Genomic DNA, 21,968 nt, shown 5'->3' on the forward strand with positions numbered 1-21,968 from the left:
AGAGTACCCCTTTATTGTCGGAAAGTAAAGCCGGAATCGATTTTGAGGGCATCACGCTGTTTTTGAAAAATGAACGTAAGCCCTTCGTCGGCAGCGGCGATAAGCGAAGCAAGTTGTTCGGAGGAAAAGGTTCCCTTCTCTCCCGTTCCCTGGAGTTCTACAAAGGCCTCTTCCAGTTTCACAATGTTCATATCAACCTCGGCCCGACTATCGTGCGCATAGTCGAGGTCACAGACGACCTGTCCGTCCACAATACCGACACTCACGGCGGCGAGTTGTCCCTTGAGATAATAGTCGGCACCACCCCGCCCTTCCCGTTCGGCAAGCGCACTAAGCGCCTCATAGAGCGCTACCCATCCCCCGGAAACCGATGCAGTTCTTGTGCCACCATCGGCCTGAATGACATCGCAGTCGACGGTCAGGGTCCGTTCGCCAAGTTTCTCCATATCAACGGATGCACGGAGGCTCCGTCCGATGAGACGCTGAATCTCGGTACTTCTGCCGTCCCGTTTACCGATCTCCCGCTGCTTTCTTCCGCCCCCGGTACTGCCAGGCAGCATACCATACTCGGCGGTAAGCCAGCCGCAGCCCCTTCCCTCTAAAAAGGAAGGAACACGATCTTCAAGGGAGACGGTACAGATAACCTTTGTATCACCGTAGGATGCGAGGCAGGAACCGGCTGGGTGAATCAGATAGGATGTTTGAAATTGAACATCCCGCATCAGTTTTCGCCTCTCGTATATTTATCCATGATTTCCGGAAATTCATAATAGATGATACCGTCGTCACGGACCTCCATTCTCACATGTTGATTATCGACCATTGCCTGGAGTATCTTTTCGGCCTCCTGCACAGCTATTCCCGTTTCAATAACCACATCGGAGACGGTAAGTTTTCCCTTTTGCCGGTCCGCGAGCCTGTAAAGGGATGCCCGTAAATTACGATCGATCGCACGGGAATCATCATCGTCGAAGGGGTCTTCATCATAAAATTCAGGGAATCTCCCACGACGGGATCTGTCGATAGTATGATTACGAGTAACCGATCTTATCACAAAATAGACGATAAGAAAGGGAAGCAAATACTCGAAAGGTCCGAAAAAGAAGAACATTCTCAGCCACTCCTTCTTATAAGGATAATAGAAAAAGCAAGGAAAGCGAACTATTTCCACTCCCTATCTTCATTAAAATGGGAGAATAACTGCTCGCCATCCGACTGCCGCCCCGGATTTCCGTAACCGGGCAGCAGATCCCCCTTGAATATAACCCCATTGGATGAAGAAAGCGTAGTTTGGAACTCCTCTCCACTCCATAGAACGGTAAGGCCCTCTTCACCGCCTGCGGCAACATGGAATTCCCCCCCCCTGCCGTCAACGATGGCACCCGAAAGGGGCAAAATAGCCCTGGTTACCAGCAAGGGAACTCTTCCTTCTGCAAAGTGTTCCAGCGGCACCGGCGAAGCCGATGAAAAGAGACGGAACGCCTCGGCATCAAGCTCGGGCCACGATTGTACAAGGCGAACCCCCAAACGTGCAAGTACCAGGGCACTAAGGGTATTGGAGGCTGGAAGAGGCCATGAGCTGGTAAGAAAAAGATCACAAGCATCAATTCCCGCAAGTTCTGCGGCCTGTTGCAAGAGAGGAACATGAAAGAGCGAGGTGACCCGAAAGAAACGCACCGCCCGTTCCATGGCCTCTCGTATGCTTGCCGTGAAGGAGGCAACGTGGCCTTCGGGTACAAAAAAAGGAAGAAAGGCCTCATCCTCTTTCTTTGCCTCACGAAAAGGGACCAACCGTCTGCCGCTCTTCGGTGGCCCGGCGCACTCCCTCGACGTATAGGAAGAGATTGCTTTCGCTCGAAAAGCACAGAGCCTTTCGCAAGCCCGGGCCCCGGGATCATCCGGCGTCTTTCCCGGCTCGGACTCCAATGCATCGATTATGAAGGACCAGAACGCTCTTCGCAGCTGTTTCAACTCCCCGGGAGGAAGAAAGAATGATCCTCTGATATCGGCCTCAAGGTTCCCTAAACGGTAGCGTTCATCCCGAGTTGCACGAAATAGATCACGCAGGATATCTTCATCGATGGGGCGATTTTTTGCAGGTTTGAAATCTGTCTGGTATCGCCACTGGCGGCCACAGGAACGAATGGAAAGCCCTTTTTCCTCGAGCAGGATAAAGAGATCGACGGGCTGAGAAGCTCGAAAGAGCGGCAAAGCATCCACATTGGAGTGCCCTCCGCGTCTGGACTCTCCGACCTTGTAGATCTTCATACCGGCCGTGGTCTCAACCGGAAGGGTGATCGTTACCGTAGAGGAGGCATCGGCCTTGGCCACGGGCCGGCGGCCGATACGCATCTCGGTAAGGGTGAAAGCCGAGGCCTGGCCGCCGGATGCATCTTGAAGGCGAAGACGATCCCCCCTATGTACTCTTCTGCTGATGCGGGCGGTAATCTGTTTTCCCCGAACCGCAACAACCTCTCCCACAAGGAGGCCGGAAATTCCGGGGGAGGCGGGGTAAACGACAGAGGCCCGATCCTCCGCCGTGGAAAAGCCGTGGGACCAATGCCGGCCAAAGGAACGGGCGAGGATACGGCGAGCCTCTCCGAGATAGCGTTCTTCTTCCCCTGGAGGAGCATCAAGCATGAGCCGATAGGCGCGAACCACCTGTTCGACATATGCCTCTTTTTTCAGGCGTCCCTCAATCTTCAGGCTTGCAATGCCCATATCCCGATAACGGGGAATAAGATCAAGGGCATAGAGATCTCTTGTGGAGAAAAAGAAACCGCTCTCTTTTTCACGCCTATCCAAGCTGTGGAACCGACGACGACAGGGCTGCTTGCAACGTCCGCGGTTACCGCTCCATCCACCCATCCAGCTTGAAAAAAGACACATACCCGATAAAGAACAGCAGAGGGCACCGTGAATAAAGAGCTCGATCTCGAGTGGGGAAGCCGCGGCAATGGCGGCAATCTCTTCAATATCGAGCTGACGCTCAAGGATGACACGGGATATTCCCATATCCTGCGCAATCTTGACTCCCGCAAGGTTATGAAACCCCATTTGGGTCGAAGCATGCACCGCTATATGTGGGAAGATCTCTCTCACTGCGGAGATGGCCCCTATATCCTGCATGATGAGGGCATCCGGCTCGAGACGTTCTATCTGAGAGACAAGCCGTATAGCAGAGTCGAGTTCAGACTCTTTCAGCAGGGTATTCAAGGTAATATAATAGCGACGATCTCGTTCTTTTGCATATTCGGCAAGGCGGGAAAGGTCATCAAAACTAAAATTGTCTGCTCCTTCCCGGGCATTGAAACTGGAAAGGCCTGCATAGACGGCATCGGCACCGCTGTCGATGGCGGTAACGGCACAGGAAAGATTTCCAGCCGGGGCAAGCAACTCGGGGATCATGTTCATGGTCCCAATGTACACCAAAACAGGCCGGGGCAAAAGGGGAAAAGCGTAAGGCTATATGGAACTCGAAACGGCAGTCTCGCCGGCAGGCAAAACAGGCCGACAGGTGCTAACATCGAGGAGAAGGCTACTGATCGTCTTACGCTCATCACCATCGACCGAAAAAGAGAAGTTGCGAAAGCCGATGGCCTTCAGCATGATGTGGATCATGACGATGCCGAGACCGGCGCCTTCGGAAAAATCCTCCGCTACGGTATAGGCATCGGTAAGGGTGGTATAGCAGCGCGCAATCTCAATTTTAGAGGCTATCCGTTCACGTTCGGTTTGCAGCAACCGGGCACTATTGACTACCTGAAGGGCCAAGGTGCCTCCTTTTAGATGAAAACGAAAACAGACATAATACCCCTGCTCGGTAAGAATCCTGTTGTAGGAGGAAAGATCATGTGAAACGGTCTGCTTAAAGCGACTCATGCCCTCTTCATACTCTGCCGTATCGAAAATATCAAAGCCGCTGCGTTCGAAAAAAAGACGTTTGGCATTGGCCTTGTGGGCATTTCCCGCAAGCTCGTGCATGCAATACAACAAGCGATCTTTTAATTCAATCAAGCCGCATTCTTCAAGATAGAGGGAAAGGAGAAGATCGATATAGCGGCGCTGGGGCATTCCGTAGGCAGACAACTTGACTTCAAGCTGTTTGTTGTGAGCAAGGGCGTAACGGATCTTCTTCATTGCAGTTTCAGCCGACTTCATGATGCAATCCTACCCCCACTCAATCAGAACTTGATTAAACGAAGATTTTGTTCATATTATTTTACACCGACAATGGGCATTTGAAAAGTTATCCGTGCAGAGGAATTCTCAAAAAAATACGTGTGCCCTTGCCTGGGGCGGAATCGATCTCAATATTTCCTCCATGAGCCTCTACGGTACTTTTTACAATCGCCATTCCGAGCCCTGTGCCCCCTCCCTTTGACGAGCTGTAGAAGGGTTCGAAAACCCTCTCAAGGACCTCCTTATTCATCCCTTCTCCGGTATCCGACACCGTAAACAGGAGCCATCCATCATTATCTTCCGCCGTCAAGGAAAAAGAGCCCCCCATTGTCATCGCCTTTCTGGCATTGTCGGAAAGGTTCGTCAAGGCCCTGAACATACGCTCCTGATCGAAAATGACCGGTCCCTGGTGTCCGTTTCGCAAGGTTATCTCACAGCGGCGGGAGGCAAAACGCCGACGGACCCATTCCTCAAGACGAAGGAAAAAGCCATCAAGGTCAACCGATCCCATATCCAGACGTATCTCCCCCCGCGAATAATCGAGAAGCTCGTTGGCGAGCTGATTGAGCCGCTCCGCCTCGAAACGGATATTGCGAATATAGTCCATATTTTTCTGTGGAATACCTTCGCTGATCAGCAGAAGATCGGTATACGCCTTCACCACCGAAATTGGGTTTCGAATATCATGAAGGATCATGGATGAGAATTTTCCCAGGGTCGAAAGACGTTCACTCTTCAATAATTCCGACTGTGCCGTCTGAAGATCCCTGTTTGCAATCTCAAGACGCTTGTTTCGTTCCCGAAGGTCTTCAAGGAAGGTGTCGTTGCTTTTCCTCACCATGGCGGAGAGGCTTTTTACAATGGCAAAGGCAACCATTGGCTTTTCTTGAAGGATCTTTTGAAATTCATCCTGGCCGATATAGAGAACCCGAGTATTTCCCCTGCTCTTCACCGTTGCACTTCGGGGAAGCTCGTCCACAAGAGCCATCTCGCCAAACAGATGACCGGGGCCGTGGACAGCCAGCATATCGGCCTGATCGCTTCCGTAGCCTTTCCAGACTTCGACCTCTCCCGACATGATAATATAGAAGCGATCTGCCTCATCATTCTCCCAGAACACAACCTCTCCGGCAGAAAAACTGGTTTCATGGCAATAAGCCATGATGTCCCGAATATCGGTATCGTCAAGATCCTTAAAAAAGTAGATGGTGCGGAGAAACTGAAAATATCCGATTCTCTCCATGCGAAAACCTCCCCGGCGTCAAAGGGTAGAAGCTACTCGCCGATAATTTTGATCAAAACCCGCTTTCTACGGCGACCGTCGAACTCGCCGTAGAAAATCTCTTCCCACGGACCGAGATCAAGCTTCCCATCGGTGATGGCAACGACGACCTCACGTCCCATAACCTGTCTCTTGAGGTGCGCATCACCGTTGTCCTCACCGACATTGTGATGGTATCCCTTCCGACTATAGGGAGCGAGTTTCTCGAGCCACTCAAGATAATCCTGATGAAGTCCCGACTCATTGTCATTTATGAAAACACTCGCGGTAATGTGCATTGCATTGACAAGACAGAACCCCTCGCGTACTCCGCTCTCCTGTAATGCTTGTTTGACATCGTCCGTAATATGGACAAACTGATATCGCTTTTCCGTATTGAACCACAACTCTTTTCGAAAACTCTTCATGGTAACCTCCTGTAGTCGAAAACAGTAGCCGAAAACACTATAACAGAGATAGGGGGCGTTACACCACCAAGATTTTTCCTCCTTCCATCACCGCCAAGATTATACTATACTTTTTTTATGAGCTACTTTACTTCCCTATCACCGATAGCCCAGGCCGCCATTGCCACCTGCTTTACCTGGTTGATGACCGCACTGGGTGCTTCTATGGTCTTTTTCTTTAAGAACATTAATAAAAAGGTGCTGAATGCGATGCTCGGCTTTGCCGCCGGAGTGATGATCGCCGCAAGTTTCTGGTCGCTTCTCGCACCGGCTTTGGAAATGGCAGAGAACGCCGGTAATAAAACGCCCTGGATTCCGGCGGCCGTCGGCTTTCTCTGCGGAGGGGCATTTCTCTTTCTTGTGGATAAGATCCTCCCTCACCTTCACCAGGGTGAGCCGATCGAACATGCAGAGGGGATATCGACGAGCTGGCAACGCAGTATCCTGCTGGTTCTTGCCATAACCCTTCACAATATTCCTGAAGGCCTTGCCGTCGGAGTGGCATTCGGGGCCATCGCTGCAAACCTGCCGAGTGCAAGTGAAGCAGGGGCCATAGCCCTTGCCCTCGGTATCGGTCTGCAGAATTTTCCCGAGGGAGCGGCCGTTTCCATTCCCCTGAGAAGAGAGAGGCTTAGCAGGGCGAAAAGTTTCTGGTATGGCCAGCTATCGGGCATTGTTGAGCCTATCGCAGGGGTTATCGGAGCGCTTTTGGTCATTATCATGCGTCCGATACTGCCCTACGCCCTTGCCTTTGCGGCGGGAGCCATGATCTACGTGGTAGTCGAAGAATTGGTTCCCGAGGGACAAAGCGAAGCCGCCCATTCGGATATTGCAACCCTCGGAACCATGCTCGGATTTACCGTGATGATGGTACTCGACGTCGCATTGGGGTAGGGATCAGGAGTCGTTTTCGGCCCCGGCCGGAAGCAGCCCCATCCCTTGAAACAGAACATCGGCGCTGTTGCGGTATTCCTCTTCAATGCGGTTGCGTTCTTCCTCTAAAAGGCGCTCGGCATTGGTGAATTCGACGGCAACCCGTTGCTGCATCTCCATTGGCGGCAACGGGACCGGGATTTCCGCCATGGCTCGTACATTCAATACACGAATGCGCTTTCCCGTTGACATGCCGAAAAGGAAAGCTTGTCCGGCCCTACTGCGAAGGTATCTGAAAAGAAAGCCGGGATCCACAAGATTGAGATCGGGACGAATGATGACATAGTTATCGCCGCCGGTGACGGGTATCGTACTCTTCCCGGTAAGCAGTAGTGGCCGAAAAAACTCTCCGCGGCAGCTGACGATGACATCACCCTGTCGCAACAAGTAGCGTTTGATTCTGGAAACCGATTCGATTCGCATGGTCGAAAGGTCGTTTACATCGAGGAGTCCCGCACCTACGTGTTTCAGACTGAGATAACGGACCTCTTCTTTCCCTTCTTTGGAAAAAAAACGTCCTGGGGCCCCACGAAAGATATCCCGGCAAAGCGACCCGAGTTGGACCGTATGAATTTTTTCATTGAGATACTGTTTTTGCCGGATGAAAAAACGGTCGGGAATCCAGACCGAGGCGTTTTGCATCTCCTCAATGGGAACCTTCCGCTCCATCAGCAACTCCGCGTTATGTCCAAGGCGTCTGAATAAAATTGTATGATCCTTAAAAGGAGCCTCACGGCGAAGGACAATAATCACTCTGGGTTCCCGGTCGTCCTTTCCATCGCCTGGCGCCTCAAAGCTGGTAACGGAGAGGAGCGCAACCTTGGTAGACAATATCTCACGCAGAGCCCTGTCGAGGGTACTGGAACCATAGAGAAGATGAGGACTAAAGGAATCTATGAGGATCCCTCCTTCGACAAGCGATTCAATGGCCCGCAGGAGATACGCACTCTCTCTGTTGATCTTGCCGGTAAATCCCCGGGCTTTTAGTGATTCAATAATAGGCCTATCAACATCCGGAGAGTCCTTTGGAGCTCCGTCTATAACAACGAAGGAGGCCCCTTGCCACGTTTCTGCAGCAAAGGGAGCATTGGAAGAGGAATGGGATAAACGGTCTCCATTCCTCTCATCTCCAATAGCCGACAGAGGCAAGGGCGGCATACCGAAGGGGAAAACAGGAATATCCGGCAGCATTTCTCCACTGCCGGCATCTGAAACAAGCATCTTGGCAAGGTTTTTGTAGATCGCTTTCATCATAATAAGTATAGTAGGAAGCTGGCCTATGACTGTCAAACAAAAAAAGTTATTTTAAGAAGGCTGTGCAGAAGCAAGCCAACTTGCGATCGAACGATCGTAATCGCTTATCACATCAAAAACTTTGGTAGCCAATCTCTGCCGAAGCTTCATATCAACATTCCCTCCCGCAGCAACATGTTGTGCAACCTCATCGTAGTCGGCAGGATCACAAACCACAAGCACATCTTTATAGTTTTTTGCCGCAGCGCGCAAAAGCGTCGGCCCGCCGATATCGATATACTCAAGCAAATCGTCTCCGACCACCCCGTCCTCAAGCATACGAACAAAGGGGTAAAGATTAACGGCAACCACATCGATAGGAACAATACCATGGACCTTCACGGTTTCCATATCCGAGGGATTGGCCCTTCGTGCGAGAATTGCCCCGTGGATCTTTGGATGAAGGGTTTTTACCCGTCCGTCGAGCATCTCGGGAAAACCGGTAACATCCTCCACCGGGATGACGGGAATAGAGGCCTTTGACAAAAACATCGCCGTACCGCCGGAAGAGATAATCTGGACTCCTGCCTCCCACAGGGATCGGGCAAACTGCTCAACCCCCTCCTTATTCCAGACACTGATCAGGGCCCGGTTCATGCTGCTTCCCTCCCGTGCTCTCATTTTCTTCTCCTTTCTTCGGCGAGCTCTTTGTACTTTCGCCCGATCGTGATTGCCTTCTCAGCAGCCTTCCCCCGATATCTGGCCGAATCGGAGAAAAAGGTATCTGCATCAAGGCCCAAGCTGTCACGCAAGCCCTGGTCGAGCAGATCCCAAAGCTTTTCATTGCGGGCAAGCGCCTCTTTCAGGGATATTTTCTCTTTTTCGCAGAGCAGTGTTGCCTTACGGATCGCCTCATGGGCATCGCTGTCCCCCTCCAAGGCAAGCAGAACATAGGCAGCCTCGGCGAGAACCATATCCCCTCCCATGTCCAGATTTTTTCGCATCTGTTGGCGATCCACATAGAGACTCTCTACAATCCGGTTCATCCGTTCAACAGCGGCGGAAAATCCGGCAATATAGTCGGCGACAAAACGGCTGGAGGCAGAGTTCGAAAGATCACGCTGATGTTCGGATATCTGATCCATAAAAAACGTGACCACCCGGGGAGCAAAGGCCTTCCAGAGGCTCTTGACATGTTCGCTGTTCCATGGATTCCGCTTTTGCGGCATGGTGGAAGAGCCAACCTGGGTCGAAGAAAAGAATTCCCGTACCTCGTCGATTTCGCTTCGCTGAAGGTGGCGCAGATCGTCGGCAAGGTTTGCAATAATGCCGAAAGCGGTATTGATCTCAAGGAGCAGCCGCAGCATATATTCCGGTTCAACCATCTGTGTCGCGTACTCAGCAGGCTCCAAACCCAGCTCCTGAAGATATTCCCGCTCCAGGCCCTGGGGATCGTCCACAAGAAGAGATGTTGCGTTGTAGGCACCCACGGCACCGGCAAGCTTACCGCGAAGATCACCACAGCGTTTCTCCATTTCAAGCAGGGATTTGCCCAAACGGGCCGCGTATTCCGCCATGGCAAAACCGAAGGTAACGGGCACCGCATGCTGTCCATGGGTTCTTCCTACCTGAGGAGTTTTCGCCTCTTTCTCTGCAAGAACGGCGAGACGCTCTTCAAGTTCCCACAGGAGGGGAAGAACCACCTCCCGAACGGCCCCGCCGACCCGAAGGCTCATGGCGGTATCCAAAATATCGACAGAGGTCGCTCCCAAGTGGACATAGGGATTAATCTTTTCGGGAACAAAGCGCTTCATGACGTTGACCAGTGCCCGAATATTATGATGCGTCCGCTCTTCCTCCTCGTATACCAATTCGGCAGTAACCTTTTGCCGGAGGGCCTCGGCATCAACCAATGTCTTTGCATCCTGACCATATAGACGTCTGGCATGAACCGTCAGCAGGGCAATCTCCGCCTCCAAACAGAAGGCGACATTGGCCTCCTCACTGAGGAAACCGCCCAGCTTCTCAAAAAGCTCCCTGTTCGCCAAATAATAACGGTGGTCCAGGGGCGAAAGGGATGCAAAGATCGATCGTTGTTCCATGTTTGATTTCTCCTTAGGCTGTAAATAAAAAACGGCTCCGTCAGGAGCCGATAAGGGTATCGATGGTCTCTTCTACCGCTGCCAGCCTCTTGCCGGCGAGCTTTTTCGCCTCATCAAGGCCGAGTTCCGGTTCACATGCCACGGAAGCGTAGAATTTGATTTTCGGTTCGGTACCACTGGGCCTGACGGTCACCTTGCTTCCCCCTTCCAAAAAGAACTGGAGAACATTCGACGAGGGCAGCTCCAGCTTCCCTAAACCGTGGCCCTCTACGTCACACCTCGTTCCTTTCAGGAAATCGGCCACTTCTACCACTTGTAAACCGGCGATCTGCTGCATGGGACGAGATCGAAGAGAGTCCATCAGATCCGCCATCTTCCGGACCCCTTCGGCACCGGAAAACCTACGGCTGACCAAAAGCTCCTGGAAATATCCGTAGCGCTCCCAGATCTCTTCAAGTCGCTTGAGCAGTGAGGTCCCCCGACTTCGATGATAAAGGGTCATTTCCGCAACCATAAATGCAGCGGAAACCGCATCCTTGTCCCGAACCTTATCGGTTACCAGATAGCCGTAGCTTTCCTCACCACCGAAGAGGAATCGCTCCCTGCCCCCCTCTTCGAATGCGGCAATCTTTGCGGCGATATACTTGAAACCGGTAAGAACGTCATAGGTGGTAATACCGTAACTCTCTGCTATACGGCGCTGAAGATCCGTGGTGACGATGGTCTTGACAAATGCCCCGTCAGAAGGAAGCCGTCCCAGTTCGCTTCGTGTCGAAAAGATATAGTCCGCAAGCAGACAGCCGGTCTGATTTCCCGTGAGCAAGCGGTATGAAGAACACTCGGCATCTTCGGGAACCGCAAGCCCAAGCCTGTCAGAATCGGGATCGGTGGCCATAACAAGATCGGCATGTTCCTTTTGGGCAAGCTCGATGGCAAGTTTCAGAGCCGAAGCCTCCTCGGGATTGGGATATTCGACGGTGGGGAAATTGCCATCTGGCTCCCGCTGCTCGGGCACGGTGATCACGTCTATCCCCATGGACGAAAGACTCTTTTCCACAGGGACGAGCCCGCTACCGTGAAGCGGGGTATACACCACCTTCAGATCCTTACCCTTCTCCTCCATAAGTTTCGGACGGAGCGAGCACCCCGCAACCATGGAGAGATACGCCTCGTCCACAGCATCCCCGATTTCGAAGAAAAGCCCCCTGGCCATGGCAGATTCAAGGGGAATACGGGATATCGAACCTGTCACGTTTCGAACCTCTTCGATGATGCCACTATCGTGGGGAGCAATAATCTGTCCTCCATCGCTCCAGTACACCTTGTAACCATTATACTCCGGGGGATTGTGGCTCGCCGTAACGACGATTCCCGAGGTTGCTTCAAAGTAGCGAACGGCATAGCTGAGTTCGGGGGTCGGCCGCAAAGAAGGGAAAAGCCTCACAATAATGCCGTTGCCGCAGAGCACTTTTGCAGCCTCTTCGGCAAAAAGCCGGGAATAGCGTCTGGAGTCGTAGGCGATGACCACCACGGGTTTTGCCTCAAGCCCCACTGCCTTTCGTATATAGTTGGCAAGCCCCTGGGTCGCCTGGCTAACCGTGAAGGGGTTCATCCGGTTGTATCCTGCCCCGATCACGCCCCTCATGCCTCCGGTGCCGAAGGCAAGACGGGTATAGAAACGATCAGCAAGATCCTTTTCATCCCCCGATGCAAGGAGCTCCTCCAATTCTTTTCTGAAAACAGGATGCTCTTCCCGTGAAAGGTATTCCCGGGCAAGATTCCGATACTCGGCAGCTGCCTGTGCTTCACCACTCATGATACCACCTCCACAATCTTCAGAATTTCTTCGGGACTGAAGACAATACGGGGAGCGCCGGCAGCCTGTAGCTGCCCAAGCGACCGATAGCCCCAGGAGACCGCCAATGCGTCGAAACCGGCGGCACGGGCGGTTGCCATATCAACATCGCTGTCCCCGACCAGGAGGACCTGCTCGGGAACTACCGATAAGCGCTTACTAGCAGATAAGGATCCAGAAGGATCGGGCTTCGGCGGCGTATTTCGATCCACACCGACAACGGCATCGAAGAGTTCGGAGGGAAGCCGCTGATCGATGACCGAAGAGGCGATTTCCAGATCCTTGTTGGTGATGATAGCCAATTTCAGCTTGCTTTGAGAAAGCTGCCGCAAAAGCCGTTCGATACCGGGATACATTCGGGTCTTTTCCACAGGATGTTCACGATAGATATCCAGAATATCATGGTAGAGCCTCTCGACCAACCGCCCGTCACCACGTTTTTCCGCAGGCATGGCCCTGCGGCCCGCCTCCCTCAGCCCGCTTCCGACAAAGCCCGGATAAGCCTCCGTAGGATGTCGGGGAAACCCGTTTCGTGCCAGGGCCCCATCAAGGGCGCTTACAATATCGGGCATGGTATCCAGCAGCGTTCCGTCCAAATCAAAGAAAATTGCTCGTATATTCATCTACGATTAGGCTACGCAAGGATAGGAACTAAGTCAAGATTGAGGCCGGCAAATATTGACGCTCCCCAATACCTATAGTCCCTATCCAAACCCAATTGAAGCCGGACAAGTCGTCGGAGTATACTTTTCGCATACACTTGGACCCCATGTGGAGAAGAACAGTTTGAAAAAGAAAGCAACAAAGGGAAAAGAGGCCTTTTTCCGCTTCTATCGGGAACTATACGGAGAGCGTTGGCCCTCCCTGGCCGAAGCCCTGAAAAGAGAACCTCGTCCTGTTCCCTTTTCAGAGGGCCTCGGCAAGAGTTACTACCTCGATCAGGCCTCTATCGATACCGCTAAGGCCCTTGGTGCACTTCCGGAAGAAGAGGTGCTCGATATGTGTGCAGCCCCGGGGGGAAAGAGTCTGGTCATCGCCGCCGCGATGAGGGGAAAGGGATCGCTGATCGCCAACGACCGCTCAGCCTCACGAAGAGCGCGCCTCAAGCGGGTCATTGCCGAGCACCTGATACCGGACTACGCCTCGATTGTAGAGATAACCTCTCACGACGCTTCGAAATGGGGGCTGTACGAGCAGAACCGTTACGATCGCATCCTTTTGGATGCACCCTGCTCATCCGAACGGCATGTGCTCTTGGATCCCGTCCATCTGGAGCGATGGTCACCCTCCAGAACCAGGAGATTGGCGGTCCAGGCCTTTGCCATGGCTGCGGCAGCCGCCGATGCTTTACGACCCGGAGGGGTTTTGCTCTACAGCACATGCACCATCAGCCCCTTTGAAAACGACGGGGTCATAGAAAAGCTCCTGAAACGAAGGGGGGATTTCATGGAAAAGGCGGAACTATCTCTTCCTTACGGTGAGGCGACCCGTTTCGGAATGATTGTTCTTCCCGACCGCGAGGCGGGGAAAGGACCGATGTACGCAGCACTTCTGCGAAAGCGTATGGTCTAAAGCGCTTTTCAAAGCAGTTCTAACACTCTATACTTCGCCCATGACCTTTCATCATTACGTGGTTACTGCACTTTTGAGCCTCGCTCCGATATCGGAACTGCGAGGTGCCATCCCCTTTGCCCTTGCAAAGGGAGCCGAACCCCTTATAGCCTATCTCTACTGTGTGGCCTTCAACGCGCTGGTGGCCCCGGTGGTGTATCTCTTTCTTTCCACCCTGCACAAACTCTTTCTCAGGATGGCGTGGTACTCCTCCCTTTTCGAGCGAGTCGTCGAACGAACAAGAAAAAAGATCGAAGCAAAGGTTTCCCGTTTTGAATATCTCGGGATAACCCTCTTCGTCGCCATTCCCCTGCCCGTTACCGGGGCATGGACCGGGACCCTCGGGGCCTGGCTTTTAGGATTGGGACGAAAAAGGACCATTCTTCATGTTCTTTTCGGTGTCGCTATTTCCGGTGCCATTGTGATCACCGTTTCTCTCCTGGGAATCGAGGCCTTCTCAATCTTCACAAAACAGGTATAAAACTTCAATGGCAATAGATCTGGCAAAAGAACTCAACAAGGAACAATTCATCGCCGCCAGCACTATAGACGGCCCTCTCCTTATTATAGCGGGTGCGGGATCCGGAAAGACCCGGATGATCACCTTCAGGATAGCCCACATGCTGGAAGAAGGGATCCCCCAATCCTCGATTCTTGCCCTTACCTTTACCAATAAGGCCGCACGGGAGATGTCGGACCGAATCCGTTCCCTCACCGGGAAACGGCTTTCGAACCTGACGGTGAGCACCTTTCACGCCTTTGGTGTAAAGGTGTTACGTAAAAGTATCGAGTACCTTGATTACAAATCAAACTTTTCGATCTACGATCAGGTCGACAAAACCGCTCTTATAAAGGAAAGTGCCAGAGGAATCGGTATGATTCCCGAAGACCTCGATACCTGGGAAATCGCAAACCTCTTCTCTTCGGTAAAAACGGGACGGGAAAAGTGGAACAGAGAGAACAAGCTTTATAAGCCGCTCTTTGAGGAGTACCTTGCAAATCTGCATGCCTACAATGCCGTCGATTTCGACGATTTGATCATGCTGCCGATACGCCTCTTCGAAGAGTTCCCCGAGGTGTTGGATGCATATCGTCGACGCTATCGCTATATCATGGTTGACGAATTCCAGGATACAAGCCTGGCTCAATACCATTTGATGAAGCTTTTGGCGAAAAAAGAACGAAATATCTGTGTCGTGGGTGATGATGATCAATCGATATACTCATGGCGGGGAGCAAACTACCAGAATATCGTCAACTTTGAGAAAGACTTTCCCGAGCTGCTGGAGATCAAACTTGAACAGAATTACCGTTCAACCGGAAACATCCTTGCAGCCGCCAACCAGGTAATCGCAAATAACAAAAATCGAAAAAGCAAGGAGCTCTGGACAGGTCTGGACAACGGAAGGTCGATTGAGATCTTCTATCCCGACGACGACCTGAAAGAGGCGGAGTTCATTGCCCAGCTGATTGCAACCCTCTCCATGAGGGAGGGATATAAATACCACGATTTTGGTGTTCTGGTACGAACAAACAGCCTCGCCGCCACCATAGAAAATGCCTTTTTGGCCGAAAATATCCCCTATAAGGTCAGCGGCGGTCAAAGCTTTTTCCAACGTAAGGAGATTAAGGACATCATTGCCTACCTCAGGGTTCTCTCCAATCCCGACGACGATGTCAATTTCCTACGCATCATCAACACCCCGAGACGGGGAATAGGCAGAGTCAGTCTCGAAAAACTTCGCGAATTGGCGGATGAAAAGGAATGGAGCCTCTATTCCGCCGCAAGTGCTATCCGTTATGCCGAGGACGCACCGGTGAGTGATAAGGTCAAGGCCGCCCTCGGGGAATTCGTCACCTTCATCGAATATTATCGCGAACAGATTCTTACCGGCAAAAAGATGGCGGATACCACACGATCCCTTGTCGATAAGGTCGACTATTGGGGATATCTCATCATGGAAAACCAAAAAAACGAGCGTGCGGCCCGGTGGAAATACAAAAACATCGGTATCTTCCTCGATCTTTTCGAACGATGGGAGAAAGATCCGGACAACGACGACCCCAATATCTACAACTACCTCAACCGTATCACCCTGATCACCAGGGATGACGATCAGGAAGAGAACAACGATATGGTCAATTTGATGACGGTCCACGCATCAAAGGGGCTCGAGTTCGAGATCGTTTTTCTTGCAGGGGTGGAAGATACGATCATGCCCCATGCCCGCTCTCTGGAAGAGGACCCTGACAACATCGAAGAAGAGCGAAGGCTCTTTTACGTCGCCATCACACGAGCCAAGCAGAAGCTCTATCTCACAAGCTGCAAAACCAGAAGGGTATCCAGAGAGGTGATAGACTCAAGTCCCAGCCGTTTTCTCGAGGAAATTCCCGATCACTTGATCGAATATCATCAGCCCGAAGAGGAGGTGGAATCGGGAGAGGCAATGGATTATTTTGAAAAGATCAGGGCCAAGCTGGGAATTCCCGATAAGGTGTAGCGGATCTGGAATCTGTATGTAGTGTTCCGAATCCTGGTGGTGTGCGAGCCACTTTGCCGGTAAAATCCTTGCTTTTATGTCAGTGCTTGCTTTTTCCCATAGTTCAACTCTCAGTTGATTATAGGAAATGGAATTATGTTCCTTCAATCACCAGGATTCGGAACAGTAGATAATCAGTACGATCGCACCATGATTCGTACCGCAATATTCAGGAAGCATCCACCGCCTCGAGAATCGCTTCCAGCCCCGGAGCCGAGGCGTTGATATAACGGCCGCCAATAACCCGGTGAAGGCTTTTCATCTCATTCTCCTTGCCGACCTTCGGTAATTTCGTATCGATTAGTACCGCATGGATATCACTTCGACGCAGCCTGTTTGCCGCCTCCAGGGCATCCCGCAAGGGTGGTACCCCTCTTTCCCGGGCAATGTTTGCTTCGCCATCGGAAATAATCACTAAGATTTTACGCATACCGGGGTAGCGTCTGCCTGCTGAAGAAAAGAGCTCGCCACAAGCCTCGATACCGGCGGCAAGGGGAGTACCGCCGTCAGGCCTGAGCGCGTTAAGGGCTTTTTTTGCCAAGAGAACACTCTTCGTCGGAGCAAGGGTGGTTTTGGCCCCGCCTCCGCCGAAGGTTGTAAGGGCAACAACATGCCGCTCCTGGTAGGATCGCTGCAGCAGGGCAAGGACAGCTCCCTTGGTCACAGCCATCCGCTCGAGTGCCCCCATCGAATCACTGGTATCAAGGAGGAAAAGGACGAAGGTTCCCGGTTCCTCACGACGGACATGAAGCCTGATATCCTGTGGTTCGATTCTCAAGCGGTCATTACCCGCGCCCCGATTGAGAGCTGCGATAAAACTCGCGGCAAGATCGGGATCGCTTAACGCCTCTCCGGGACCTGGAGCCCTGCTGCCGATCACCCTGCCCCTTTCCCCTGTCTCTCCCCTCTGACGTCCGTGACGGCGTATTCCCGCCTTGCCGAAACGACGAAGGTCGGCGGCCGTAATATCGAGAGAGGATAGACTGGCAGCCGCTTCTACTTCATCGATGGACGCTTTTTTTTTTCGAGAAAATCGAAGACGAGACTTCCGGCAGCGGCTGCACCAGGAACCTGAAAATCCTCCGGGTAATCGAAGAAGTCCTCTTCAGGGACCATTCCGTACTCCAGACCGGCCTTGCGCAGCGAAGGGCTTTCTATCGTTTCCTTCTGATCCTTCTCTTCCTGCTCTTCGGCAAGAATCGTTTCCAGCCGCCCCTTTATCGTTTCCGGTGTCTCTTCAATGGTTCCGGCAATGCGGTGAGGCAGGGCGAAACGGGCCGCTTCCAAAAGCTCTTCACGATCCACCGACGCCTTTCCTCGAAGCGCAGCGAGGGCAGATGCACACTTTGCCATGACGATATCAGACCGATGGCCCTGGACCCCTGCCTTGGAAGAAAAGCCGACCAAAAGGTCCCAGATCTCCTCCCGAAGTTCAACAAGGGGAAGCAGCCTGCGTGCGGAGCGGACAAGCTCGCGAAGGCGCCGCTCTTCATCATCCCACTCCTTCATAAAGGCCTTGGGATCATTCTCAAATGCGATCCGTCGGCGGGCAATCGACTTCCGCATCTCTGGCGTATCCTCGCCATGGACCGTCACCGATAGGGCAAAGCGATCAAGGAACTGGGGACGAAGCTCCCCCTCCTCGGGATTCATGGTCCCAATAAGAAGAAAACGTGCGGGGTGCTCCAGATTGAAGCCCTCACGGGCGACCCGGCAGACACCGCTTGCCGCGGCATCGAGAACGAGATCGACTAAGTGATCCTCCAGAAGATTCACCTCGTCGATATAGAGGATTCCCCGGTTGGCAGCAGCAAGCAGCCCCGGCTCAAAGCTCCGTTCCCCACGCTGGAGGGTTTTTTCGATATGGATCGTACCGGCAAGGCGATCCTCGGTCGCATTGAGCGGAAGTTCCACCAACCTGACCGGTCTTCGGAAATGCTCTATCTCCTCTCCTGCACGGATTCGTGCTGCACAGGATTCGTGAATGGTATCCCCGTCAGTCGGATCACAGGAATAAGGGCAGTCTTCTACCACTTCGATTTCAGGTAGCAGGGGAGCAAGAGCCCGGACCGCCGTGGTCTTTGCGGTTCCCTTCTCTCCCCGAATAAGAACTCCGCCAATGGAAGGATCGACAGCGCAAGCAAGTAATGCGGCCTTCAGCCGCTTTTGGCCTAAAATGGCGGAAAAGGGATAATGTTGCATATTCAAAAGCCTAGGCATCCCCGCTTTTTCTGTCAATAGGATGGTAATTGGGTAGTGTTCCGAATCCTGGTGGTAATTTGTTCTTTTCGCAGGAAATACCCTTACTTTTTCCTTTTTGCTTAATTTTTATACATGCATCTTTGTAATCGACGATAAGAAAAAGAATTGTATGCTGCCGACCACCAATATTCGTAACACTAAATAATAGTTGACATATTGATTTTTATATATAATATTTATTATATAAATATAGGAGGATATTGCATGACACTACCGACAAACCTTGAACATGTTGAAAACGAAGAAACCTTGAAGAAGCTCATCGACAGCGGCGACCCGCTGATGGTCTGCTGCGGCAGAATGGGCCCAATGTGCGTTCCCGTATACGGAGTTATGGAGGACCTTCAGAAATCGGGATCCTATGATCATGTTCGCTTTCGCGATATGGCCTTTGACTCCCCCGAGGCGGCCTATATCAAAAGGCTCCCGGAATGCTCTTCCTTTAGGGGTCTGCCCTTCACCGTCTACTGGCAGGCAGGTAAGGTGGTGAAGGCAACGAGTTCTATACAAAATAAGGCACAGGTCACCGAAATTCTTGACGAACAATTCGGGAAAAAGGAATAGTCATGGAACACTACGATGCCATTGTCCTGGGGGCAGGTCCGGCGGGTCTCTCTGCCGGTATCTACCTTGCCCGGGCAAAACAAAACGTGGTAATCCTCGATCAGGGAACCGTCGGAGGGCAGGTTCTTTTGACCCATGCCGTTGCAAACTACCCAGGCCTTCCCGAGCTCTCCGGCTATCAACTCGCATCCACCATGAAGACACAGGCCGAAGGGTTCGGCTGTACCTTGATCTCCAATACCAATGTTACCGGTATTACATTGAAAGATACGGTAAAACGGGTTCAAACCGACGATAAGGAGTATGGAGCTCCGATCATGATCCTCGCCATGGGAGGACGGCCGAGAAATCTTGGTATCGAATCGGAAGATCGGCTCAAAGGGCTTGGAATCAGCTACTGTGCAACCTGCGACGGCGACTTTTTTACCGGTCAGAAGATCATGGTTGTCGGGGGAGGAAACTCCGCGCTGGAAGAGGCGGTAAGCCTGACCCGTTACGCCGACAAGGTAACCATCGTCCATCAATTCGATCATTTCCAGGGTTACGCCCACGCCATCGAAGCGGCCAGGGCAAACCCCAAAATCGACTTTATCCTCGAATCAACGGTACATGAGTTCCTCGGTAAAGAAAGCCTCGAGGGTGCTGTAATCGAACACACTCCTTCAGGAGAAAAACGCCGTCTTGATATTACCGGCGCCTTTATCCTTATCGGCTACCTACCCAATACTGCCATGGTTGCCGAGCAGCTTTCCCTAAACGAACGGGGAGAGATTATCACCGACGAAGGGATGAAAACATCGCTTGCAGGGGTTTTCGCAGCGGGAGATGCACGGCAAAAGCGTTTCAGGCAGATAACGACGGCAGTGGGCGACGGCACGGTGGCAGCCCTTTCCGCCATGGAATACCTGGAGGCAGGGAAGCGGGCATCATAACATAAAATATGTGCAAAAGGCCAATTGCCACACTCAATCCTTTCTGACATAGTGTGGCAATGCACATGATCCTTGGACAATTTTTTGCGCTGCTTACCGCAGGATGCTGGGCTCATAATTCCATTGTCTATTCTGCCGCAGGCAAGAGGGTCGGTTCGCGGGCCGTCACACATATCCGTTTATGGATCGCCCTGCCTGTGATGTTCCTTCTTCATCTTCTCTTTTGCGGTAGCCCCTATCCTCTCGGCCTTTCTTCATCGGTCTACCTCTTTCTCGGACTATCCGGGCTCTTCGGTTTCTGCGTAGCCGACCTCTTCATCTTCAGGGCCTTTGTCGATCTCGGCCCCAGAGAAACCATGGTCGTCATGACCCTCAGCCCTATTTTTGGTGCCATTCTCTCACGGATCTTCCTTGGGGAGATTCTTAGCCCCCTGCAGATGCTCGGAATTGCGGCCACCGTCGGCGGAGTTATCTGGGTTATCCTTGAAGAGGGCGCACGAAGCCGTGGTATCCAAAGGCAAAGCGGAACGGAAGAGGATCAGCGAGCGAAACGCACCGGGGCGTTTTTTGCCCTCGGAGGAGCCTTTACCCAGGCGGTCGGCATGTTTCTTGCAAAGGCAGGCCTCGCCCACGGGATTCATCCCTTCAGTGCTAACCTCCTTCGGCTCTCTGCAGGGCTCATCGGTCTTGTCCTTTATGCCGCGGTAAGAAAAAGCCTCGTCTCCGACTTCACGGCCCTTATACACGACAGAAAAGCGTTGCTGCTTACCGCAAACGGGGCCCTTGTCGGCCCGATCCTCGGCATTGTGCTATCCCTCTACGCCCTCACATGGGCGCCGGTCGGCATTGTTACCGCCCTCATGCAAACATCCCCCATATTTCTCCTACCCATTGATCGCCTCTATTTTAAGAAAAGGGTGTCTAAGGGAGCAGTTGCAGGGACGATAACAGCCATTGTTGGGACCGCCCTGCTTTTTCTATAACTATAGATAACAGAGTGACTCAAGGCAGGGAAAAAATTCTATGCACATTCGCAGCCACCTGAGAAATGAGTTCCTCCATTGGTACAGAGCGAAGGCGAGAAAAAAAACGATAGGTGTGCGCAACAAAGGCCGGATGGTTTGGCCTTCCCCTCATCGGCTCAGGGCTTAGGTAAGGACTGTCCGTCTCGAAAAGCAGCCGATCCATGGGCACCTGCAGTGCGGAACTACGTATAAGCTCTGCATTCTTGAAGGTAAGATTACCGGCGAACGAGATAAAAAAACCAAGATCGAGACAACGCCTCATCATCTCCGGTCCCGAGGAAAAACAGTGAAGAATGCCACCCCGCTTTGGGCTGTGACGACGAAAAACTTCCAAAAGCGGATCATCGGCCTCCCGGCTATGAATCACCACCGGAAGATCGAGGCGATCGGCAAGATCGATTTGGAGCTCCAGAAGCTCCTGCTGACATACAGTATCTGCAAAATCCCAATGCAAATCGATTCCGCATTCACCCACGGCAACCAAACGGGGTCGCTGCCCTCGAATCGAGGCGGCCTGGTGTTCCAGAATTGAGGTTTCAAGCTCAGCGACCAAAGAGGGCAAATCTTCGGCACCGGCATAGGAAGGATAGAGCCCTGCAGCCATGTAAACCCGATCAAACTCGGCAACAAGACCCGAACGCTCTTCAAGGTCCCCAAGCTCCGTTCCGATATCCACGGCACACACCAATCCCTCTGCAAAGGCTCTTTTCAAATGCTCACCAGGGTCGACACCCTTCTGACGCATCACGCGACTGTGGAAATGAGTATCAATCATCCCCTGTAGCCCCTCATATGTTTCCATGCCTCAAGTGTAACAAACAAATAGTCACCGCGAAAAGGGAGGGATTGACCATCGACGGCAGCCTCGATACTATACATCTCATTGCCGGAGTGGTGAAACTGGTAGACACAGGGGACTTAAAATCCCCCGGCCCCAATACGGCTGTACGGGTTCAAGTCCCGTCTCCGGCAAAACGATACGATAGTATTTGTAGACCTCA

The 21,968-nt window shown here is 52.3% G+C and carries 21 protein-coding genes and 1 tRNA gene; 8 read left to right on the forward strand and 14 right to left on the reverse strand.

The annotated features are described in order from the left end of the window. Window positions 1-11: 11 nt before the first annotated feature. From rph to SPIRS_RS11980, 6 genes are all read right to left on the reverse strand, one after another. Complete coding sequence (rph, locus tag SPIRS_RS11955) at window positions 12-722, reverse strand: ribonuclease PH (RefSeq protein ID WP_013254947.1); 711 nt, start codon at window positions 720-722, stop codon at window positions 12-14. After that, a complete protein-coding gene (locus SPIRS_RS11960; RefSeq protein WP_013254948.1) occupies window positions 722-1,111 on the reverse strand; it encodes a hypothetical protein in 390 nt (129 codons plus the stop codon). The genes rph and SPIRS_RS11960 overlap by 1 nt, the downstream gene beginning before the upstream one ends. A 50-nt stretch (window positions 1,112-1,161) precedes the next feature. After that, window positions 1,162-3,414, reverse strand: a complete 2,253-nt coding sequence (locus tag SPIRS_RS11965; RefSeq protein ID WP_041866064.1) for a peptidase U32 family protein — start codon at window positions 3,412-3,414, stop codon at window positions 1,162-1,164. 51 nt (window positions 3,415-3,465) lie between these two features. Beyond that, window positions 3,466-4,161: a hypothetical protein gene (locus SPIRS_RS11970; protein WP_013254950.1), complete on the reverse strand. Its 696-nt coding sequence runs from the start codon at window positions 4,159-4,161 to the stop codon at window positions 3,466-3,468. Window positions 4,162-4,249: 88 nt separating this feature from the next. Then, a complete protein-coding gene (locus SPIRS_RS11975; RefSeq protein ID WP_013254951.1) occupies window positions 4,250-5,425 on the reverse strand; it encodes an ATP-binding protein in 1,176 nt (391 codons plus the stop codon). Between the two features lie 32 nt (window positions 5,426-5,457). After that, on the reverse strand, window positions 5,458-5,871 hold the full coding sequence (locus tag SPIRS_RS11980; protein WP_013254952.1) for a secondary thiamine-phosphate synthase enzyme YjbQ: 414 nt from the start codon (window positions 5,869-5,871) through the stop codon (window positions 5,458-5,460). 117 nt (window positions 5,872-5,988) lie between these two features. Here SPIRS_RS11980 and SPIRS_RS11985 point away from each other — a divergent pair, with 117 nt between their 5' ends. Continuing rightward, window positions 5,989-6,804, forward strand: a complete 816-nt coding sequence (locus SPIRS_RS11985) for a ZIP family metal transporter (RefSeq protein ID WP_013254953.1) — start codon at window positions 5,989-5,991, stop codon at window positions 6,802-6,804. Between the two features lie 3 nt (window positions 6,805-6,807). Here the strand turns inward: SPIRS_RS11985 and SPIRS_RS11990 are convergent, their stop codons facing one another. From SPIRS_RS11990 to SPIRS_RS12010, 5 genes are read right to left on the reverse strand one after another with little or no spacing between them, the layout of a single operon-like run. Continuing rightward, window positions 6,808-8,097, reverse strand: coding sequence for a restriction endonuclease subunit S (locus SPIRS_RS11990; RefSeq protein WP_013254954.1), 1,290 nt, complete (start codon window positions 8,095-8,097; stop codon window positions 6,808-6,810). Window positions 8,098-8,148: 51 nt separating this feature from the next. Next, the gene (locus tag SPIRS_RS11995; RefSeq protein ID WP_013254955.1) at window positions 8,149-8,757 is read right to left on the reverse strand and encodes an IMP cyclohydrolase; all 609 of its coding nucleotides are present in this window, start codon (window positions 8,755-8,757) and stop codon (window positions 8,149-8,151) included. Further along, window positions 8,754-10,178, reverse strand: coding sequence for a lyase family protein (locus tag SPIRS_RS12000; protein WP_013254956.1), 1,425 nt, complete (start codon window positions 10,176-10,178; stop codon window positions 8,754-8,756). The genes SPIRS_RS11995 and SPIRS_RS12000 overlap by 4 nt, the downstream gene beginning before the upstream one ends. Window positions 10,179-10,218: 40 nt before the next feature. Next, window positions 10,219-11,994 carry a phospho-sugar mutase gene (locus tag SPIRS_RS12005; protein WP_013254957.1) on the reverse strand — a complete coding sequence of 592 codons (1,776 nt, stop codon included), beginning with the start codon at window positions 11,992-11,994 and terminating at the stop codon, window positions 10,219-10,221. Beyond that, complete coding sequence (locus SPIRS_RS12010; RefSeq protein ID WP_013254958.1) at window positions 11,991-12,656, reverse strand: HAD family hydrolase; 666 nt, start codon at window positions 12,654-12,656, stop codon at window positions 11,991-11,993. Before SPIRS_RS12010 ends, SPIRS_RS12005 begins: the two co-directional genes overlap by 4 nt. Window positions 12,657-12,819: 163 nt before the next feature. On the opposite strand from SPIRS_RS12010, the gene SPIRS_RS12015 reads away from it, so the two are divergent. From SPIRS_RS12015 to SPIRS_RS12025, 3 genes are read left to right on the forward strand one after another with little or no spacing between them, the layout of a single operon-like run. After that, window positions 12,820-13,605 (forward strand): RsmB/NOP family class I SAM-dependent RNA methyltransferase, encoded by a 786-nt coding sequence (locus tag SPIRS_RS12015; RefSeq protein ID WP_041866304.1) that lies wholly within the window; start codon window positions 12,820-12,822, stop codon window positions 13,603-13,605. A 40-nt stretch (window positions 13,606-13,645) separates the two neighbouring features. Then, the gene (locus tag SPIRS_RS12020) at window positions 13,646-14,125 is read left to right on the forward strand and encodes a COG2426 family protein (RefSeq protein WP_013254960.1); all 480 of its coding nucleotides are present in this window, start codon (window positions 13,646-13,648) and stop codon (window positions 14,123-14,125) included. Between the two features lie 7 nt (window positions 14,126-14,132). Then, the gene (locus tag SPIRS_RS12025) at window positions 14,133-16,145 is read left to right on the forward strand and encodes an ATP-dependent helicase (protein WP_013254961.1); all 2,013 of its coding nucleotides are present in this window, start codon (window positions 14,133-14,135) and stop codon (window positions 16,143-16,145) included. Window positions 16,146-16,353: 208 nt separating this feature from the next. On the opposite strand, the gene SPIRS_RS12030 is transcribed toward SPIRS_RS12025, so the two are convergent. Both SPIRS_RS12030 and SPIRS_RS12035 read right to left on the reverse strand, forming a co-directional pair. Further along, on the reverse strand, window positions 16,354-17,064 hold the full coding sequence (locus SPIRS_RS12030; protein WP_049784629.1) for a VWA domain-containing protein: 711 nt from the start codon (window positions 17,062-17,064) through the stop codon (window positions 16,354-16,356). Between the two features lie 116 nt (window positions 17,065-17,180). After that, window positions 17,181-18,386, reverse strand: a complete 1,206-nt coding sequence (locus SPIRS_RS12035; RefSeq protein WP_041866065.1) for an ATP-binding protein — start codon at window positions 18,384-18,386, stop codon at window positions 17,181-17,183. 264 nt (window positions 18,387-18,650) lie between these two features. Between SPIRS_RS12035 and SPIRS_RS12040 the strand changes: the two genes are divergently transcribed. From SPIRS_RS12040 to SPIRS_RS12050, 3 genes are all read left to right on the forward strand, one after another. Next, window positions 18,651-19,010, forward strand: coding sequence for a hypothetical protein (locus SPIRS_RS12040; protein ID WP_013254962.1), 360 nt, complete (start codon window positions 18,651-18,653; stop codon window positions 19,008-19,010). Window positions 19,011-19,012: 2 nt separating this feature from the next. After that, a complete protein-coding gene (locus tag SPIRS_RS12045; RefSeq protein WP_013254963.1) occupies window positions 19,013-19,942 on the forward strand; it encodes an NAD(P)/FAD-dependent oxidoreductase in 930 nt (309 codons plus the stop codon). A gap of 65 nt (window positions 19,943-20,007) precedes the next feature. Continuing rightward, window positions 20,008-20,925, forward strand: coding sequence for a DMT family transporter (locus SPIRS_RS12050; RefSeq protein ID WP_013254964.1), 918 nt, complete (start codon window positions 20,008-20,010; stop codon window positions 20,923-20,925). Between the two features lie 19 nt (window positions 20,926-20,944). Here the strand turns inward: SPIRS_RS12050 and SPIRS_RS12055 are convergent, their stop codons facing one another. Continuing rightward, window positions 20,945-21,742, reverse strand: coding sequence for a TatD family hydrolase (locus tag SPIRS_RS12055; protein WP_013254965.1), 798 nt, complete (start codon window positions 21,740-21,742; stop codon window positions 20,945-20,947). Between the two features lie 110 nt (window positions 21,743-21,852). On the opposite strand from SPIRS_RS12055, the gene SPIRS_RS12060 reads away from it, so the two are divergent. Beyond that, a tRNA-Leu gene (locus tag SPIRS_RS12060) sits at window positions 21,853-21,939 on the forward strand. The last annotated feature ends 29 nt before the right edge of the window (window positions 21,940-21,968 follow it).

The organism is Sediminispirochaeta smaragdinae DSM 11293 (genome assembly GCF_000143985.1).
In the GTDB taxonomy this organism is placed as follows: Bacteria; Spirochaetota; Spirochaetia; order DSM-16054; family Sediminispirochaetaceae; genus Sediminispirochaeta; species Sediminispirochaeta smaragdinae.

Coding starts and splice junctions, on each gene's coding strand:
- rph (WP_013254947.1), bottom strand. CDS start 722: ATGCGGGATGTTCAATTTCAAACATCCTATCTGATTCACCCAGCCGGT.
- SPIRS_RS11960 (WP_013254948.1), bottom strand. CDS start 1,111: ATGTTCTTCTTTTTCGGACCTTTCGAGTATTTGCTTCCCTTTCTTATC.
- SPIRS_RS11965 (WP_041866064.1), bottom strand. CDS start 3,414: ATGAACATGATCCCCGAGTTGCTTGCCCCGGCTGGAAATCTTTCCTGT.
- SPIRS_RS11970 (WP_013254950.1), bottom strand. CDS start 4,161: ATGAAGTCGGCTGAAACTGCAATGAAGAAGATCCGTTACGCCCTTGCT.
- SPIRS_RS11975 (WP_013254951.1), bottom strand. CDS start 5,425: ATGGAGAGAATCGGATATTTTCAGTTTCTCCGCACCATCTACTTTTTT.
- SPIRS_RS11980 (WP_013254952.1), bottom strand. CDS start 5,871: ATGAAGAGTTTTCGAAAAGAGTTGTGGTTCAATACGGAAAAGCGATAT.
- SPIRS_RS11985 (WP_013254953.1), top strand. CDS start 5,989: ATGAGCTACTTTACTTCCCTATCACCGATAGCCCAGGCCGCCATTGCC.
- SPIRS_RS11990 (WP_013254954.1), bottom strand. CDS start 8,097: ATGATGAAAGCGATCTACAAAAACCTTGCCAAGATGCTTGTTTCAGAT.
- SPIRS_RS11995 (WP_013254955.1), bottom strand. CDS start 8,757: ATGAGAGCACGGGAGGGAAGCAGCATGAACCGGGCCCTGATCAGTGTC.
- SPIRS_RS12000 (WP_013254956.1), bottom strand. CDS start 10,178: ATGGAACAACGATCGATCTTTGCATCCCTTTCGCCCCTGGACCACCGT.
- SPIRS_RS12005 (WP_013254957.1), bottom strand. CDS start 11,994: ATGAGTGGTGAAGCACAGGCAGCTGCCGAGTATCGGAATCTTGCCCGG.
- SPIRS_RS12010 (WP_013254958.1), bottom strand. CDS start 12,656: ATGAATATACGAGCAATTTTCTTTGATTTGGACGGAACGCTGCTGGAT.
- SPIRS_RS12020 (WP_013254960.1), top strand. CDS start 13,646: ATGACCTTTCATCATTACGTGGTTACTGCACTTTTGAGCCTCGCTCCG.
- SPIRS_RS12025 (WP_013254961.1), top strand. CDS start 14,133: ATGGCAATAGATCTGGCAAAAGAACTCAACAAGGAACAATTCATCGCC.
- SPIRS_RS12035 (WP_041866065.1), bottom strand. CDS start 18,386: ATGCAACATTATCCCTTTTCCGCCATTTTAGGCCAAAAGCGGCTGAAG.
- SPIRS_RS12040 (WP_013254962.1), top strand. CDS start 18,651: ATGACACTACCGACAAACCTTGAACATGTTGAAAACGAAGAAACCTTG.
- SPIRS_RS12045 (WP_013254963.1), top strand. CDS start 19,013: ATGGAACACTACGATGCCATTGTCCTGGGGGCAGGTCCGGCGGGTCTC.
- SPIRS_RS12050 (WP_013254964.1), top strand. CDS start 20,008: ATGATCCTTGGACAATTTTTTGCGCTGCTTACCGCAGGATGCTGGGCT.
- SPIRS_RS12055 (WP_013254965.1), bottom strand. CDS start 21,742: ATGATTGATACTCATTTCCACAGTCGCGTGATGCGTCAGAAGGGTGTC.